Below are 15,549 nucleotides of genomic sequence, written 5' to 3' on the forward strand. Positions count from 1 at the left end.
GATCATCTCGCCCGCGTCCATGGAAAGCCCGTGCTTCCTCAAGACGCCGTTTGGGCGGATTTTTGTTCTCTGACGACGGTGGTACTGGGGTCTGCTCCCACCGTCTGTGACCCAGGTCACCGATGGGTCCGGAATGCGAAGATCCATTGCTTCAACGGGGTATGGCGGCATCCAACGACCGCCCCCTCCGGGAGGACGAACCATGCAGAGCGCCCATCAGGTCGAGCGCTGGATCGAGCGCTTTCCGCTGGTCCGGAGCTTCAGCGCCGGCCATCTCCAGATCGCCCGCGGCACGGTACACTTCCCCGTGCTTGAGGCTGGCGCGATTGCCTACGAGCTTCAGGACACCTGCGCGAACTACCTGATGTGCATCGACGGGCGAACTCGGGTTTTTCGGATGTCCGAGGGCGGGCGGGAGATGCTGATCTACAAGGTCAGTGCCGGCGGCACCTGCGTGCTCACCACCCAATGCTTGCTGTCGGGCGGGGGATTCCCGGCGCAAAGCATCGCGGAAGCCAGGACCGAACTGGCGGCGCTGCCGTCAGATACTTTTCGCCAGTTGATGCGGGAGAGCGACACGTTCCGAGACTTCGTCCTTGATGACTTCACAAGGCTCCTGTCCGGCATGTTCGACTTGGTCGAGGAGATCGCCTTCGCCCCCCTGGAGCAGCGCCTCGCCAGGCGGCTGCTGATCGAGGCCGACGCTGAAGGCATCGTCTGGAAGACGCACCAGCAACTCGCATCGGACGTCGGCAGCGTTCGGGAGGTCATCAGCCGCCTTCTTGGGGAATGGGCGGACATCGGGCTTATCGAGATCCGCCGAGGCCAGGTGCAGGTGATCGACCGGGCGAGCTTGGCAGCGAGAATGCCGAACTGACCCTACCTCCGAGTAAGAGCCACTGGCCGAACAGACAGAATGACCAAATTGGGTCGCTAACCGCTGGTCCGCCCTACGTCCGAACTGGGTAGACTGCGGCTTGGCTGCCTCCACGGTTGCACAAGGATCGTAGGTCCATGCCGGGCCCATCCCTCCGCGCGTCGTCAAGCTGTCGGTTCCGTAGATCGGATGCAACCGAGGAAGGTCGGCTTCATGTCCAGGATGGTCGGAAGCGGACACGCGACATGCCGTCCATCGCTAACGTTCGTCGCCGGTGCCAAGCGTCGGATTTCCACGACTAGGCTCGCGCGACCCAGCCACGCCACGTGAAGGCCGCGTAAAAAAGCGCCACGTCCCGGAAGCCCCCGTTACGCAGGATCGCGGCATCCTCATCCGGTCCGAGGGCGGGAAGGCCCAGGTCCACGGCCGAGCGGGCCTTCCGGGCCATCTGCGGCTCCGCGGCCGACGCCACGGCGTACGCCTCGTAGCGATCCAACCATTGCGAACGCTCGCCCTCGGCTTGGGGAAAGCTCGCGTGTGCGGCGACGAACGGGGCGCCCGACCTCAGTCGACGGTGGATCGCGCGGACCGTGCTCTCCCGTTCGCCGGCGTGGAGGAAGTGCAGGGTCAGCAAGCAGGTCGCGGCATCGAAGGGCCCCGCCGGCGCGTCGTCGATGTACCCGTGGATCAAGGTCACCCTGTCCATCAGGGGACCGAGCGTCCGTTCCGCCTGCCGCAGCATTTCCCTCGCCGGATCGACGCCGACGAAGGTCCATCCCGGATGGTCCTCGGCCAGGGCCCGCAACTCCAATCCCCCTCCCGCGCCGAGCACGAGGACACGGGCGTCGGGCGGAGTGCTTTCGGCCAGAAGGATGCCCGTCATCCTGTGAAGGGCGTCGAAGCCGGGCACGAAGCGGCGCGGACCCTCGGCGTACCTGGCGGCCGCTTCGGGCTCCTCGAAGGCGGCGATGAAGTCCAAGGGCTCGTGCCGGTGCTCGTGCAAGGGTTCGTTCCGGTCGCTAGGCGTCATCGGGATGATTGTCCTGCAGGTTGCGTTGCCGCCCGGAGAGCCGGGCATGGAAATCGACGCTGAGCTGTCCGAGGGTCACGTCGCCCAGGCGCGAAAGCAGCAAGCGCTCCGCATCTTCGAAAGCGGCCGCGAGCGCGGCGTTGACGGCCTGCTCGACGAGGCACTCCGGGGTCTCGCTGCGATGGCCCATCGCAAGGATCCCTGGCGCGCCGAGGGCGAGGTAGACGTCGTGCAGGGTTACCCGGTCGAGGTCGCAGGCGAGCGTCCACCCCCCGCCATGCCCCTTGCCGGAGGCGACGAGGCCGAGTTCACGCAACCCGCCCATGACGCGTCGGACGACGACCGGATTGGTCTGCATCATCACGGCCAGCCGCTCGGATGTGACCGGCTTCTCGAACTCGGCCATGTGGAGAAGGACGTGGAGCACGCCCGACAGTCGACTGTCCCGTCTCATGTAACTTCAATAGTGTCATGATGGCACGCCTGTCAATGCCGCCACATTCCGTGGCCGTCACAGTACCCTGATGTCCTCCAGCCCATCAGGAGCCATCGAGCGGGCCCGAGGTGGATGCCGAATGGGCGCGGGATCGGATGGCCGAGGGCGCGTGACAACGACGGCGCCCTTCCTGACAGCCAGAGGGACCGCGATGGTCAATTCACGCCGATCCTTTCAGGCCCGGCGGTCCCCTCATTGGAAGGTCGATTCAATCGTGCGTTCGGCGACTGCCACTTATGGCCTTCTCAGCTGACAGGTTTCCGCAGCCCACTGACAACTTTTGGGGGGCCCAGCAGCAGGTACCGCCGGAACCGACCTTATAGATCAGCATCTCGCGACCGCCCTCCGACATCCGGAACACCCGGGTCCGGCCGTCGATGCACATGAGGTAGTTCGCGCATGAGTCCTGGAGTTCGTAGGCAATCGCCCCGGCTTCCAGGGTGGGGAAACCGACCGTGCCCCGCGCGAGCTGAAGATGGCTCGCGCTGAAACCTCGAACCAGCGGAAAGCGCTCGATCCAGCGCTCGACCTGATGGGCGCTCTGCATGGTCTTCCTCCTCGGGCTGGCGGTCGTCGAACGCCACCATGCCCTGGTCGATGCGCGAAACCTGGGGATCCACAGCCTTCGGTGACCTGGGTCACAGACGCGTGGAAACGTCCTCAGTACCATCGTCCCCAGAGAACAAAAATCCGCTCAGGCGACGGCATGAGGAGGCAAAGGCTTCCCGTGGGCCGGGGCGAAACCATCGGGAGAAACCATGCGCCGCCTCGCCCCCCTTCTGCTCGCCTCCATGCTTCTGGCCCTGCCGGCCCATGCCGAACAGGACCTCTTGCTCGGTGCCGACATGGGCTCTGCGGCGATGACGAAGGCCGAGATGACCCGGGCCGACGTCGAGGCCCTGATCGCCAAGGCCGACGGCAAGCCCATCGACCTTTCAGACAAGGCGCTCGCCGGCCTCGATTTGTCGGGCCTGAACCTGAAGGGCGCGAACCTGCGCACCGCCCGCCTGAACAAGGCCAACCTGCGCGGCGCCGACCTGTCGGGCGCTAACCTGGAGCAGGCCTGGTTCATCAAGGCCGATCTCTCGGGCGCCAAGCTCGTCGGCGCCAAGATGTTCGGCATCACCGCCCGCGACGCCAACCTCAGCGAGGCCGACCTCAGCCGCTCCATGCCCATCGGCGACTTCAAGGGCGCCAACATGGCCGGTGCGACGCTGGTCGACCTCAAGGGCGGCGCCGACATCAAGAACCAGTCCATGGGCCTGATGCGAGCCGTGTTCGTCTCGGTGAACCTGAAGGGCGCCAACTTGAAGGGGGCGAACCTCGGACGCTCGCGCCTCGAATACGCCGACCTCACCGATGCGAACCTGACCGACGTGGTTTTGATGGGCTCCGACCTGTCGGGCGCCAACCTCACCGGCGCGACCGTCGCCGGGGCCGACTTCAAGAACGTCGACGTCACAGCCGCCCGGCTCATCGATCTCAAGGGTCAGGAAAGCGCCAAGGACTGGTCGGCCCGCGTGAACGTCGACCGCGCCATCACCCAGGTCTCGAACTGAGCCCTCTTCCACATCGATCCATCCGCGAAGGAAAAACATCCATGACCACCCGCCGCATCCTGCTCGCCGCCCTCGCCGTCGCCCCCATGCTGTTCGGCACCGCCGCCGGCGCCGCCGAGATGGCATACACGCCCGCCGCCTTCGAGGCTGCCCAGAAGGCCGGCAAGCCGATCCTGGTGCACATCACCGCCCCGTGGTGCACCACCTGCGCCGCCCAGAAGCCGATCCTGTCGAAGCTTGAGGCCGACCCGAAGTTCAAGGACCTGCAGGTGTTCGACGTCGACTTCGACAGCCGCAAGGACGTGGTGAAGCGGTTCGGCGCGACGATGCAGAGCACGCTCATCACCTACAAGGGCGAGAAGGAGACCGGGCGCTCGGCCGGCGAGACCAAGCCCGAGGCGATCTCCTCGCTCCTCGACAAGGCGATCTGAGCCGTCATGGTCACGAGCCTGGGCCTCGCCTTCCTCGCCGGCATCCTCTCGGTGCTGTCGCCCTGCGTGCTGCCGTTGCTGCCGCTGGTGCTCGGCGCGGCGGCGTCGGAGCATAGGCTCGGCCCGGCGGCACTCGCTGCCGGCCTGGCGTTGTCGTTCGTGGTCATCGGCCTGTTCGTGGCGACCGTCGGCTTCGCCATCGGCCTCGACGCCGGCATCTTCCGGACCGGCGCGGCCGTCATGCTGATCCTGATCGGAATGGTCCTGATGGTCCCGGCGGCCCAGACGCGGCTCGCCGTGGCCGCCGGTCCGGTGAGCAACTGGACCGAGAGCCGGTTCGGCGGCTTCTCCACCGCCGGGCTGCCCGGCCAGTTCGGCGTCGGGGTGCTACTTCGGACGCGGCGAAGGGATCCTGGCCGAGCGGGAACGCATCAAGCGCCAGACCCTCATGGATCGCCGCTTGCGCCACCACGCGCAGGCCGCCTAACCTCTTACCCCAGATGGACCAGAGCCTCCGCTCCTGAACACCGCAGAATATCCCAAATCATCTGACGACGGACATCGGGCGAGCCGAGCGAGATTATGCCCCCGCCCGGGGACGACCTCTACTGTTCCGTCGTCGAGGGCGAGGGTACCGCAGCGTTCCACGAGCGCGGCGGCATACCCCTGAGGCGGGATGGTATCCTGATCGGCGCAGTCGGCGTCTACGGCGAGGCGACCCTGGTACAGGACCTCGCCTGCGCGACCGCCGGAGCCACCGCATGGAGAGGGGCGCGGGGATCGGGTACGCGGCCGGGTTTAGCTTTTGCGTGACGGAAACTCTGATGTCGGTAGCGATGCCACTGGGTCTGCTCGCGACCCGACCCAGTCGCGGCGACGATGTTTGGTTCATCGCCGAATCGGACATTAGGGAATGCCGTGTTGAGATGGCCTCTCGAAAGCAGGTCTCGTACGAAGAAACCGTCGATGGTGTTCTAGTCATCGGTCCGACGCGCCCGTCCGCCCTCCGGGGTCGCCCCCGCGATCAGGCGGGAGCGGGGGTTCTGCCGATTGCGTCACCGATCAGCCGCCGCGAGACATCCGCGCAGCGAGACAGAATCCGCAAGAGCGGTGAGCGCCACAGGCCGTATCCGTCGTCGCATAGCGGATCGTTCACGACAGGACTGCCGTCACCGCCGACAAGGACGTTGCCGATATTAGGGTCGAGCCCCTGCGGCGACACGGCCCGCAAGTCGGCGACATAGGCCTCGTATCCGGGCCATGCAGCCCTGAACGCTTCGCGGATGCCGTCGAAGCTCGGATGATCGACCCGGGGCTCGTGCGCCGGCCATTCCACCTTGAACCGGTCGCGCACGCCCTCATCCATCGTGACGCCAGGGTGGTCCGCGATGACGGCGTGGGCATAAGCCAGCCACCAGGCGTCGCGCGCGGGATCGGTGAGACGCGACCCCACGGTCATCAGCGCGCCGCAACGGCTGACATGCATGTCGTGGACACGAGGCGCATGCGGTCCGTCGGAGCCCGGAAAACCTTTGCGAAGCAGAGCCGCATAATCGCCGAACCCGTCCGCCTTGCGTGCAAAGCGCACGACAACGTCCGGGTGGTCCGGATGCGCATGGACGGTGCCATGGTACCCGAAACCGATCTCGGACCAGCCAGTGGCGATGAGATCAGCATAGGCCTTTGCGGCCGACCGTTCGACGATCCCCAAGGCGGAAAGCGAGGGACTGGACAGCGTGTCCTGATTCTTGAACCTTAACATCGCAGCCACTCCTTCCCGCCACGCGAAAATCCGACGCGACGCATTCCCAGCGGTCGCACGGATGCGGTGCCGAGGACGGACCGGACTGGCTGGTCCGGCGAAGGTCGAGGTGACCTTATCGATGTCGGGGGCAGCATGACGCGTGTGTCACACCGCTGTCATGGAATGACCCGAGCCTTCGGAAAGTTCAATCCCTACGGAAGCGTAAATCGACGGTCGTGGAACGTGAGCCATTCCGATCCATGGCCCGGCGGAGATCGACCATCCCGGCCAGCAGCCTCCGGGCCAAGCGCCGATCCGCTTCGCTCAGGCCGAAATCCGCGAGCGGTCGGACGTGACGACCCAGATGGGCAGGGCCAACCTCGACGTCGTCGAGGACGAGGTAATCCGTGATGCGATTTCGGGTCGCGTGCTCGGCGATCTCGTCGCCGCGCCCGGCGCGTTCGGCGGAGAGCATGCCGCCCGTTGCAGCATCTCGGCTCGTCGGCAGGATGGCAGTGCGCCAGTCGGGGTGAAAGCAGGTCTCGGGAAGGCCGGCATCAACCAGGGTCGGACGGCAGTCGTCGACGCGCCACGTCGAGGAGACGACCACCTTGGCGTCGAACTCCCTCACCAAGCCAGCGACGATGGCGACCTGGGCCGGGTTGAGCTTGTCCTTGCCGGCCTGCTGTTGATAGCTGACCGTCGTCACGACGCCGTCCACGTCGAGGTAGACCGTCAACGGTGCGGTGCCTCCATGCTCATTCAAAAGGCCAACCTCGTCTGGTGCAGCGATCTCGCTTCCGCCGCGGACGCCTACAATGCGTCGCTACGACCGTCCAGCGCGCGGATGAAGCACATCCCAAGCGCGGGCGGTAAAGCGTTCAGCAGAGATCGACCATCCGCTGTTGCGAGGAAAATTCTTAAACGTCGACGGGCGGAAACCGACCCGTTGCAGACTCTCGGTAGTTCCGCTTTACAGCAGCCTGGTGGATGAAGCCCTATAACCGGGTTGGGTGCTGAGGAGGCCGATGCATCGTGTCCGCTCACACTGCTAGAGACACCGCAATCGGTGCCGGGCTTGCCTTCGTCGCCGGCTTCGTGGATGCCGCCGCTTTCATCGCCCTAACTGGCCTGTTCACGGCCCACGTCACCGGCAACTTCGTCCTGATCGGTGCGGAGTTAATCTCGACCTCGACCGGTGTTATCGCAAAGCTCCTCGCCTTGCCGACGTTCATCTTGGCCGTCGCTGCCACGCGCCTGATTGCCCTGGCCCTTGAGCGGAGAGGGTCGTCGCCGCTGCGCCCCTTGCTGGCGCTCGAAGCCGTCGTCCTGATCGCCTTTGCGATTGTGGGCGCGGCCATGTCGCCGCTCGGCTCACCGGATGGCGCGAAGGCGATTGGCGTCGGCATGCTCGGGGTCGCTGCGATGGGCATCCAGAACGGGATCGGGCGTCTGGTGATCGGCCACTTGGCGGCAACGACGGTGATGACCGTAAACGTCACGCAGGCCGTGATCGACCTAACCGACCGCCTGTGCGGGGCGAGGCTCAGTGAGCAGGTTAGGATCCGGCTGCGGCGCACACTGTCCGCCGTGCTGGCGTTCGCGGCGGGCGCATTGGCGGGGGCGTTCGGTGTTGCCGCCTTGTCCTTCTGGTGCGTGCTTGTGCCTGCCTTCATCTTGGTCGGATTGTTGATCGTTCCCGATCAGAAGCCGAGTTCGTAAACCACTGCTTTAAGTCGAAGTGGAACGTCCGCTTCCGAATGATAGGACGAGGTCCGTTCACCAGCCGAGATACGTACCTTCTTCTTCCATGTGCCAACGATCGAGGGTTATTCGGAACGGCGCAGACCGGCCCAGATAGAGCTACTTCTCGATGCAGCGAAGCGGGATCGATCGGTCGCCCGTCGTTTTCGCCGAGACGACGACCGGTCGCCCTTATTTAGCCGCTGACTATGCTGACGAAATTCGGGATGAGGAGATGAGATGGGATAGCCGCCTTCGTCGGTTACCATTCGGCCAGCTTGCCCATCATGCTCTTCGGCAATTTGGGACCGAATGTGATTGCCGTCGGCCTTTCCGCAGCCGGCAGGGATGCGTCGATCCATGCATCGAGCTCTCTCCGTAAGACGGTCAGGTCGGTCTCTGGCTCGGGTACGACGAAAGCCTTCAAGCGAGCTCCCTCCTCCGGCCGCATGAGCCGCACAGCTGCTTCTCGAACACCCGGTATGTCTCGGAGGGTCGCCGCTATGCGATCCGGGAACACGTTGACGCCGCCGACTTGTACGGCTCCATCGTTCCGGCCCGCCAAGTGGAAGCGACCCCCGTCCTGGAGCCGGATGCGATCCGGCAATGGGAAGTGACGGCCGGATCGATGGACGATTTCTGGTGCGTCTTCACGGATGGGTTCGGCGAAGCGCCAATGCGACATGAGCTGGTAGGAGGTTTGCGGCCACCGGCGCACTGCCACACCAATCGTCTCCGACGACCCGTAGACCTCCGTCATCGCCGAGAGGCCGCGCTCGCAAAGGGATGTAATCAGGGCTGGCGGGCACGGTGCCGTCGAGATCACACCCTCCACGTCCCGGGGCCAGATCGGCAGGGATCGCTCCAGCCACCGCCAGCGATCGGGAAAGGTGACGACGAGATCGCCCGGTGTAAGGTTGCGGGCCAATTCCGCGGCGCTGAAGCGCGTTGCGTCGAGGTGCTCGACACGGAGCATATCCGGCAGAAGCGCGGCAAACAGGAAGCCGTAGGCATGGTGTGCAGGCACCAGGGAGACGACCCTCCGCCGATCCCGGAAGAGCCGGGCCAGAAAGGACGCTTCTGTCAGCAGGGCTTCGGCAGAATGGGCGCATCGCTTCGGTGTCCCCGTCGTTCCCGACGTCGTGAAGGTGATCGCGGCCACTCCGGACCTCCACGCCGCCTCAATGCGCTCTATCCAGTCTCCGAACGTTGTGTCCGTCAGAAGTACCTCTTCGCTGGCCGCCTCGTGCAGATGGAACATCTCGTTGACCGCAGAGGCGAGCCACATCGCCTCTAGGGAGTCACATCCGAGCCCCACCTTCGTGTTGTCAGTGATCTGCAGGGCCAGTGGCCATTCGGACGGAAGGTCGATGGGCTGCCGTGCGCCGGGGTTGCCACGACCGCGCGCGACAAGAAGCTCTGCGCCAAGGAGATTTTGGAGGACGGTCGCAAGCGCGCGTCGCGACAGCATCGCTGGAGAGCCGGTGCTCAGGCTGCCACCTGGTCCGCTTCCGACACGGCGACCCGATTTCGACCTGCTCGTTTGGCTTGGTACAAGGCGGTATCAGCGGCCGCGAGCAGTCCGGCGAGGGACGCGGTCGTTCCCGCATCGAGAGCACTACAGCCAAAGCTTGCCGTGATCCGCAGCTCAATCCCTCCCATATCGAAGCCATCGCTTGCGAGCGCGATGCGCAAGCGCTCGGCCGCCACCGCCGCTGTCTCAAGTGTCGCTCCGGGCAGAAGGACAACGAACTCTTCGCCTCCCAGTCGGGCGAAGACGTCCTCGGGGCGGAGCTCGCTCTGGCAGCGGCGCGCCACCTCGCAGAGCACGGTGTCGCCAGCTGCGTGCCCGTGCTCGTCGTTCACCTGCTTGAAATGATCCACATCGAGAACGATCAGCGCCAGGGATCGGCCATCTCGAAGGCACCGAGCGAAGTGGCGCTCCGCCGCCTCGAAGAAATGAGCGCGATTGCTCACGCCGGTCAGGTGATCGCGCGTCAGCATCCGCCGCAGATCTGCAGCGTCCCGTCCCTGTCGTGTCACCGCTCGCAACACGAGCGTAAAGCCGGCCGTTGTTCCATCCGAGTTATCGCGTACGGCAACCAGCCGTTGACACCAGTATCGGCTCCCGTCGGCACGGGCATGCCAGCCCTCGTGCAGGTGCCAGCCGTCTCTTCGGGCAACGGTGATAGCCTCACCGGGGAGCGGCATCGCCGAAGCACGATCTGGCCGGGCGAAGGATTCGAATTGCCGACCGAGCAAATCGACTTCCGTAAAACCGGTCTGCCGGACCACGGACGATGTCACTCCATCGATGCAGCCGTCAACGTCCAAGGAGAGGACGGCAACGTCATCAATGCCGTCCAGGAGCGACGCGAACCAAACTTCCGCCTGCTTCAGCCGCTTCTCGCGCGCAACCTGTTCGGTCACGTCCGACAGCGTCGCGATGTAACGGTCCTCGGTCAGCTTCACGATGCTGCATGCGAGGACCGCCGATTGCCCTCCGCGCCCGGTCACGATGCGGTGGCTATCGCAGACCGTACCGTGAACCGATGCGAACTGCTGGATCATGTTCAACAATTCCGGCGCGCAGCCGTCCATGACCTCAAAGAGATTGGTGACGAAGGGACGCCCGGCAATCGGGAGCAGGAGGCCCATCGCGACCGGATTGACCAAGCCAATATCGCCAGCAGCCGAGAACTCGATGAGGCCAGCAGGACACGCGTAGAGGAACTGAAGGAGGGTCGTGTTTTCGGCTTCGAGCTCGGTTGTCACGGGGCCACTCTCAACGCTGAATGAGGATGTAGCGCCGATCCATTCCGGATGCTTTCAAGAGCCGAAGACGAACGGGCGTAGGGCGCATGCGCAGGGTAAGGACGTAGTCGATGATGGCGTCGATCTCCGTTTCATCCTCAAAGCGCTGCGCAACCATGAAATTATTCATGCACTGCGCCGTTGTTGAGAAGTAATGTGTGCCGAGCACACTCTTGCGAGGCAGGCCGGCCAGCCGCTCTTCTGTTGCGTTATAGAGTTCGACAATGCCGTCCGACGAGAAGCCAACGACCCCAAATGGCAGCGCATCCAGCCCTTCCACGTCGTGGGTGTTGAGATCACGCAACGAGATTGTTTCGAAGGAGAGCATGGTTGTGCCTTGGAGGTTGGGCATATGATGCTCAGGCTGCATGCGCATCGATCGCGTCGAGGACAGGCAATTTAGCGCTTATAGCGCTGAGATCCCGTTGCGGAAGCCATACTGCTGGTAAAGAAGCGACGGCCGGTTTGGCGAAGAGATAGCCCTGGACCAGATGAATTCCAGCCGCTCGTAGGGTCACGAGTTCTGCTTGCGTCTCGATCCCCTCCGCGATCACCGCCACGCCCAGCTTCTGGGCCATAGCGACCACTGCGGCGACGATGGTCTGGCGCTGCCGCGATGTATCGATCCCGCGGATGAGCTCCATGTCGAGCTTGATGAAATCGGGTTGGAAGTTTGCCAGGAGATTTAGCCCGGCGTAGCCGGCCCCAAAATCGTCAATCGCCGTTGCAAACCCCTGCTTGCGATACTCTGCGACGATCCGCTGTACGTGCACGACATCCGTCATGCGCTCATTCTCGGTGAACTCGAACATGATCTGCCGGTGCGCAAAGCCGACACGGCGAGCGGCATCCAGGGTTGCACGAATGCACGCGGCGGGTTCGTAGACAGCGTTGGGCATAAAATTAATGGACAGGCGGGTCTCAGCGTTGGGAAACAGCGCGCCGGCAAGTTCGATCGCCTTAACACGGCAAGATTGGTCGAACTTGTATCGGTTCGCATCGTCGACCATGGCGAGGATCTGCCCGGCACCTTGGCCTTCCGTGCCCCGGACCAGAGCCTCGTAGCCCCAGACGGTGTTTTCAACGAGGTCAAGAATGGGGTGAAACGCCATCGTGAACTCGAAAGGCAGCGGCTGGCCATTCTGGCAGCCCTTGCATCCGCGTGTCATAGGTCAACTTTCCGATGGGTATTCCGCGCCATACAACCCTGCCCTCGTAAACATTGAGGCCGCGTAAATGAAAGCAGGGGGCTGTGTTAACAACAAAAATGGATGTTTAAATGTTCCATTTTGACGCTGCCCGCTGAGACGTCCTAAAGCAGCCGCTTTCAGAAAAATTGGTGGACCATAAATTTCGAACAAGCTAGATGCTACTATAGTTCTGATGATAACTTTCGAAAAAATCATCTAACGATCAATATATAATAAATCTAAGTTTGTATAAACGGATTGTAATTTTATGTCGTTTAAATATAGGTATAGATCGCACGATGCTTCGGGCGTACGCAATCGAAGAACTAGTGGGCTGCAAGCTTATTGGCCAGATCGTCTCTATTGCCGAGATCAAACCGGGCCGCAAACATATCTGCTGGCATCGGTTTGCCGAACAGATAGCCTTGTCCCTCCTGACATCCCTTAGCACGCAGCCGTGCGTGTTCGGCCGCTGTCTCGATACCCTCAGCAATCACTTGCAAACCGAATCCATGTCCAAGCTGAAGAATCGCACGTACGATCGTTTCATCCTTGCTCGACCCCATCATGCCCGTCACAAATGAGCGGTCAATTTTTAGGCGGGTCAGCGGAAATCGCTTAAGAAGGCTCAGGGAGGCGTAGCCAGTCCCGTAATCATCAAATGCAATGCCAACGCCGCTCTCACGTACGGAATGTAATGTCTCTGCTAAACCAGCTTCTTGTCGAAGCACAATGTTTTCAGTTATCTCTAGCTCTAAATTCGCAGCGGGAAGGCCTGTGACCATGAGGGTTTTTCGGACCGTCTCGGCGAGATTACCCTGCCGAAACTGTGCGCTACATAAATTCACCCCCATGCGGAACTCACTGGCTCCTGATCTCCGCCATTCTGCAGCCTGCGCACATGCAGTTCTCATCACCCAGTTGCCCACCTCGGTGGCGTGAGGGCTGTTATCCAGAACGTCTAGGAATGCCTCGGGCGTCAGTAAACCGTGCTTTGGATGCTGCCACCGAATCAGGGCTTCGGCCCCCACGAGGGCACCGTCCTTAAGCCGTACCTGCGGCTGATAGTGCAATCTAAACTGATTAAATTCGACTGCGCGGCCTATATTTTCTCTACAAGTGCGAGTGCGCCTTACCCTGTCTCTCAAAACTCGCGTAAAAATTCTATAGCAATTGCGCCCCTCATTTTTAGCTTGATAAAGCGCAAGATCGGCGCACGAAAGTAAGCTGTCTGCACCTTCTTTATTATCTGATGATAACGCAATGCCGATGCTGCAGCGTATTATCAGCGCCTGGCCTTCAAAGTCGAATGGTGTCGCAACAGCTGCTATAATTGCATTGGCAACGTCGGCTGCTCTGACTGGATCGTCAATATTATTAAGGAGAAGCACAAATTCGTCACCGCCCAGGCGCGACACTGTATCAGTCGGCTTTACGCAGTTGCACAGTCGGGAAGCCATTTTTTTAAGAAGCGCATCACCAGTAGCATGGCCATAATTGTCGTTGATCTCCTTGAAGCCATCAAGATCAATCATCAGTACTGAAACAGGCTGTGTTGCTTTTGTAATTTCGATGAGGCGCTTGCGAAGAACTGAACGATTTGGAAGTTCTGTCAAAGGGTCAAGATGAGCTAGCCGGAAAAGACGTTCCTCATTTGCGCGCCGTCCACGGATATCGCGTACGATCGAGCCGAGGGCGGTCCGCCCGTCCTCCTGCCATTGCGACAATGAGAGCTCGATAGGAAATTCCTCGCCATTCTTGTGTCGAGCCTGTAGCTCAATAGTCTTGCCAATCATCAAAGGATCTCCTCCGCTTGCCACACGCTGGAGACCGTCGACACGGCTCCCGCGCATGCGTTCGGGGGCGATCAGGTCGATAGACTGCCCGACTGCTTCGGCACCGCTGTAACCAAACATTTGCTCCGCAGCGGCATTCCAAACAGTGATGTGGCCGTCTGCGTCGGCGCATACGATTCCATCGGGTGATGTCGAGGTAATGTGTTCGAAACGACTTTGGCTTTCGCGTTGCGCTATTTCGAGCCTATTCAGCTCCATGTGACTAATCGCGAGGTTGGCCAGTTGCCGAAGTGAGTGCACGTCCACATCAGAGAAACCGTCGCGCGGCTTTGTATCCGCGAGGCAAAGTGCCCCAACAGCGTTGCCCGAAGGTGTACGTAGGGGGATACCAACATAGAAACGGATGTGGGGCGCTCCGACGACGTAGGGATTGTCCTTAAAACATGGATCATTAGCAGCATCTAAGATTACGAAGGCATTTTCCTGCGACACGGTATGTGAGCAGAATGCCACCTCGCGGCCGATTTCGTACAAGCTTGAATTGATATGTGCCTGAAATACTTGGCGCTGTTTATCTAGCAGGGAAACGAAGGCGGCTTCGACATCAAACATGCGAGTAGCTAATGCCACAATGTCGGTGAAGGCGGCTACCGAAGCTGCTTCCGTCAATTCGGGATCAGCTATGCCATTGTCGACTATGGCTTCGTCAGATGAGTTGTGAGGCAGTTGCACGGCGAGGGCCATCGGTTGTGTCCGAGGGTGATCTTGTCTGTCAGATATTAACAGGATTTGTACGGTAATAGACGAAATTTGGAGTTACTGTGCCGCAGAGGCAGGTGTGTGCGTTCACATACTTTAATATCGCTTTGGTTGAAAAATGTTGTTCTGTTTTTCGCTGCAAAATTACGAGCATCCGCCGAATAAATTGCACTTCCATGGAAGCCATTGTCTAAACAAATTATTCGGCGAGCGCATTAGAAGACAAACGGATTCCAATGCGTAACAGGCTGCCCATTTAGCTTAGGCCCATGCCGGGAGCAGTATGGGGATTGGGCTAATGCCAGAAGAACGCTGATCCTCCGTGAACACAACCTTAGGCATATGGAGAGGTTGTCGTAGCAATTCGCGTTCATCTGCCGCGGCAAGAAGAACGCATTAATGGCCGATCTGGCTTGATTGGTCTGCCTCCTGAAAAGTGGTCCTCCCTGAGGTATGGCTTCGAGCCATGTGGAGGATGTTTTCATGAGACGGAAGAAGCATACGGCTGAAGAGATCGTCGCTAAGCTGCGGTAGGTCGATGTCTTGGTCTCGCAGGGCCGTAAAGTTGCTGATGCAATCCGGTCCATCGAAGTGACCGAGGTCACGTACTACCGCTGGCGTTCCGAGTACGGCGGTCTGAAGGGTGACCAAGTTAAGCGGCTGAAGTCTCTGGAGACCGAGAACCAGCGCCTTCGTCGAGCAATCTCCGATCTGACCCTGGAGAAGCTCATCCTGAAGGAGGCGGCTGCGGGACCCGAAGGGCAGCGCCAGCAAAACTTCTGAGCCCGGCTCGCCGCCGGGCTTGTGTCGACTACGTCATTGCCGAGCACGGCGTGTCGGAACGCTTCGCCTGCCGTGTTCTGGGTCAGCATCGTTCGACCCAGCGCAAATCCGCCGTGGTGATCGAGGACGAGGCCGCTCTGACGTCCGCCATCGTCGCTTTGGCTCTGCAGTACGGGCGCTACGGCTATCGCCGGATCACAGCCCTGCTCCGGCGCGACGGCTGGACGGTGAACGTAAAGCGCGTTGAACGCATCTGGCGGCTCGAAGGGCTCAAGGTTCCCGCTCGCCAGCCGAAACGGGCACGCCTTTGGCTCAACGACGGCTCCT

At 61.5% G+C, this 15,549-nt stretch carries 15 protein-coding genes and 2 pseudogenes; 7 read left to right on the plus strand and 10 right to left on the minus strand.

The features are described 5' to 3' along the window. The first annotated feature begins 202 nt into the window (after positions 1-202). Entirely contained in the window at positions 203-877 is a 675-nt protein-coding gene (locus FV220_RS09045) for a Crp/Fnr family transcriptional regulator (RefSeq protein ID WP_147830860.1), read from the plus strand. Between the two features lie 298 nt (positions 878-1,175). Here FV220_RS09045 and FV220_RS09050 read toward each other — a convergent pair whose 3' ends face one another. From FV220_RS09050 to FV220_RS09060, 3 genes are all read right to left on the minus strand, one after another. Then, positions 1,176-1,907: a class I SAM-dependent methyltransferase gene (locus FV220_RS09050; protein WP_147830862.1), complete on the minus strand. Its 732-nt coding sequence runs from the start codon at positions 1,905-1,907 to the stop codon at positions 1,176-1,178. Continuing rightward, on the minus strand, positions 1,897-2,361 hold the full coding sequence (locus FV220_RS09055; RefSeq protein WP_147830864.1) for an Rrf2 family transcriptional regulator: 465 nt from the start codon (positions 2,359-2,361) through the stop codon (positions 1,897-1,899). The genes FV220_RS09050 and FV220_RS09055 overlap by 11 nt, the downstream gene beginning before the upstream one ends. 250 nt (positions 2,362-2,611) lie before the next feature. Further along, positions 2,612-2,950: a hypothetical protein gene (locus FV220_RS09060; RefSeq protein WP_246689418.1), complete on the minus strand. Its 339-nt coding sequence runs from the start codon at positions 2,948-2,950 to the stop codon at positions 2,612-2,614. 211 nt (positions 2,951-3,161) lie between these two features. Between FV220_RS09060 and FV220_RS09065 the strand changes: the two genes are divergently transcribed. The 4 genes and pseudogenes from FV220_RS09065 to FV220_RS09085 all read left to right on the plus strand — a co-directional run bounded on the left by FV220_RS09065 (position 3,162) and on the right by FV220_RS09085 (position 5,206). Next, positions 3,162-3,962: a pentapeptide repeat-containing protein gene (locus FV220_RS09065; protein WP_147830866.1), complete on the plus strand. Its 801-nt coding sequence runs from the start codon at positions 3,162-3,164 to the stop codon at positions 3,960-3,962. A gap of 41 nt (positions 3,963-4,003) precedes the next feature. Further along, positions 4,004-4,393, plus strand: coding sequence for a thioredoxin family protein (locus tag FV220_RS09070; RefSeq protein ID WP_147830868.1), 390 nt, complete (start codon positions 4,004-4,006; stop codon positions 4,391-4,393). Positions 4,394-4,399: 6 nt separating this feature from the next. Then, positions 4,400-4,786: pseudogene (locus FV220_RS09075) on the plus strand (cytochrome c biogenesis protein CcdA); the annotation flags it as partial. 189 nt (positions 4,787-4,975) lie between these two features. Further along, a complete protein-coding gene (locus FV220_RS09085; protein ID WP_147830870.1) occupies positions 4,976-5,206 on the plus strand; it encodes a heme-binding protein in 231 nt (76 codons plus the stop codon). A 211-nt stretch (positions 5,207-5,417) separates the two neighbouring features. Here the strand turns inward: FV220_RS09085 and FV220_RS09090 are convergent, their stop codons facing one another. Both FV220_RS09090 and FV220_RS09095 read right to left on the minus strand, forming a co-directional pair. Continuing rightward, positions 5,418-6,155, minus strand: coding sequence for a hypothetical protein (locus tag FV220_RS09090; protein WP_147830872.1), 738 nt, complete (start codon positions 6,153-6,155; stop codon positions 5,418-5,420). 187 nt (positions 6,156-6,342) lie between these two features. Next, entirely contained in the window at positions 6,343-6,903 is a 561-nt protein-coding gene (locus FV220_RS09095; protein ID WP_348642080.1) for an HAD domain-containing protein, read from the minus strand. 266 nt (positions 6,904-7,169) lie between these two features. On the opposite strand from FV220_RS09095, the gene FV220_RS09100 reads away from it, so the two are divergent. After that, positions 7,170-7,859, plus strand: a complete 690-nt coding sequence (locus FV220_RS09100) for a YoaK family protein (protein ID WP_210245940.1) — start codon at positions 7,170-7,172, stop codon at positions 7,857-7,859. Positions 7,860-8,142: 283 nt separating this feature from the next. Here the strand turns inward: FV220_RS09100 and FV220_RS09105 are convergent, their stop codons facing one another. The 5 genes from FV220_RS09105 to FV220_RS09125 all read right to left on the minus strand — a co-directional run bounded on the left by FV220_RS09105 (position 8,143) and on the right by FV220_RS09125 (position 14,424). Beyond that, entirely contained in the window at positions 8,143-9,351 is a 1,209-nt protein-coding gene (locus FV220_RS09105; RefSeq protein WP_147830877.1) for an AMP-binding protein, read from the minus strand. A 17-nt stretch (positions 9,352-9,368) separates the two neighbouring features. Continuing rightward, positions 9,369-10,655, minus strand: coding sequence for a sensor domain-containing diguanylate cyclase (locus FV220_RS09110; RefSeq protein WP_147830878.1), 1,287 nt, complete (start codon positions 10,653-10,655; stop codon positions 9,369-9,371). Between the two features lie 10 nt (positions 10,656-10,665). Next, entirely contained in the window at positions 10,666-11,064 is a 399-nt protein-coding gene (locus tag FV220_RS09115) for a hypothetical protein (protein WP_210245939.1), read from the minus strand. Then, positions 11,054-11,863, minus strand: a complete 810-nt coding sequence (locus tag FV220_RS09120; RefSeq protein ID WP_147830880.1) for an EAL domain-containing protein — start codon at positions 11,861-11,863, stop codon at positions 11,054-11,056. The genes FV220_RS09115 and FV220_RS09120 overlap by 11 nt, the downstream gene beginning before the upstream one ends. Before the next feature lie 347 nt (positions 11,864-12,210). Beyond that, entirely contained in the window at positions 12,211-14,424 is a 2,214-nt protein-coding gene (locus tag FV220_RS09125) for an EAL domain-containing protein (RefSeq protein WP_147830882.1), read from the minus strand. 558 nt (positions 14,425-14,982) lie between these two features. Here FV220_RS09125 and FV220_RS09130 point away from each other — a divergent pair. Beyond that, positions 14,983-15,549 (plus strand): annotated as a pseudogene (locus tag FV220_RS09130) (IS3 family transposase); the annotation flags it as partial.

Source organism: Methylobacterium sp. WL19 (assembly GCF_008040005.1).
In the GTDB taxonomy this organism is placed as follows: Bacteria; Pseudomonadota; Alphaproteobacteria; order Rhizobiales; family Beijerinckiaceae; genus Methylobacterium; species Methylobacterium bullatum.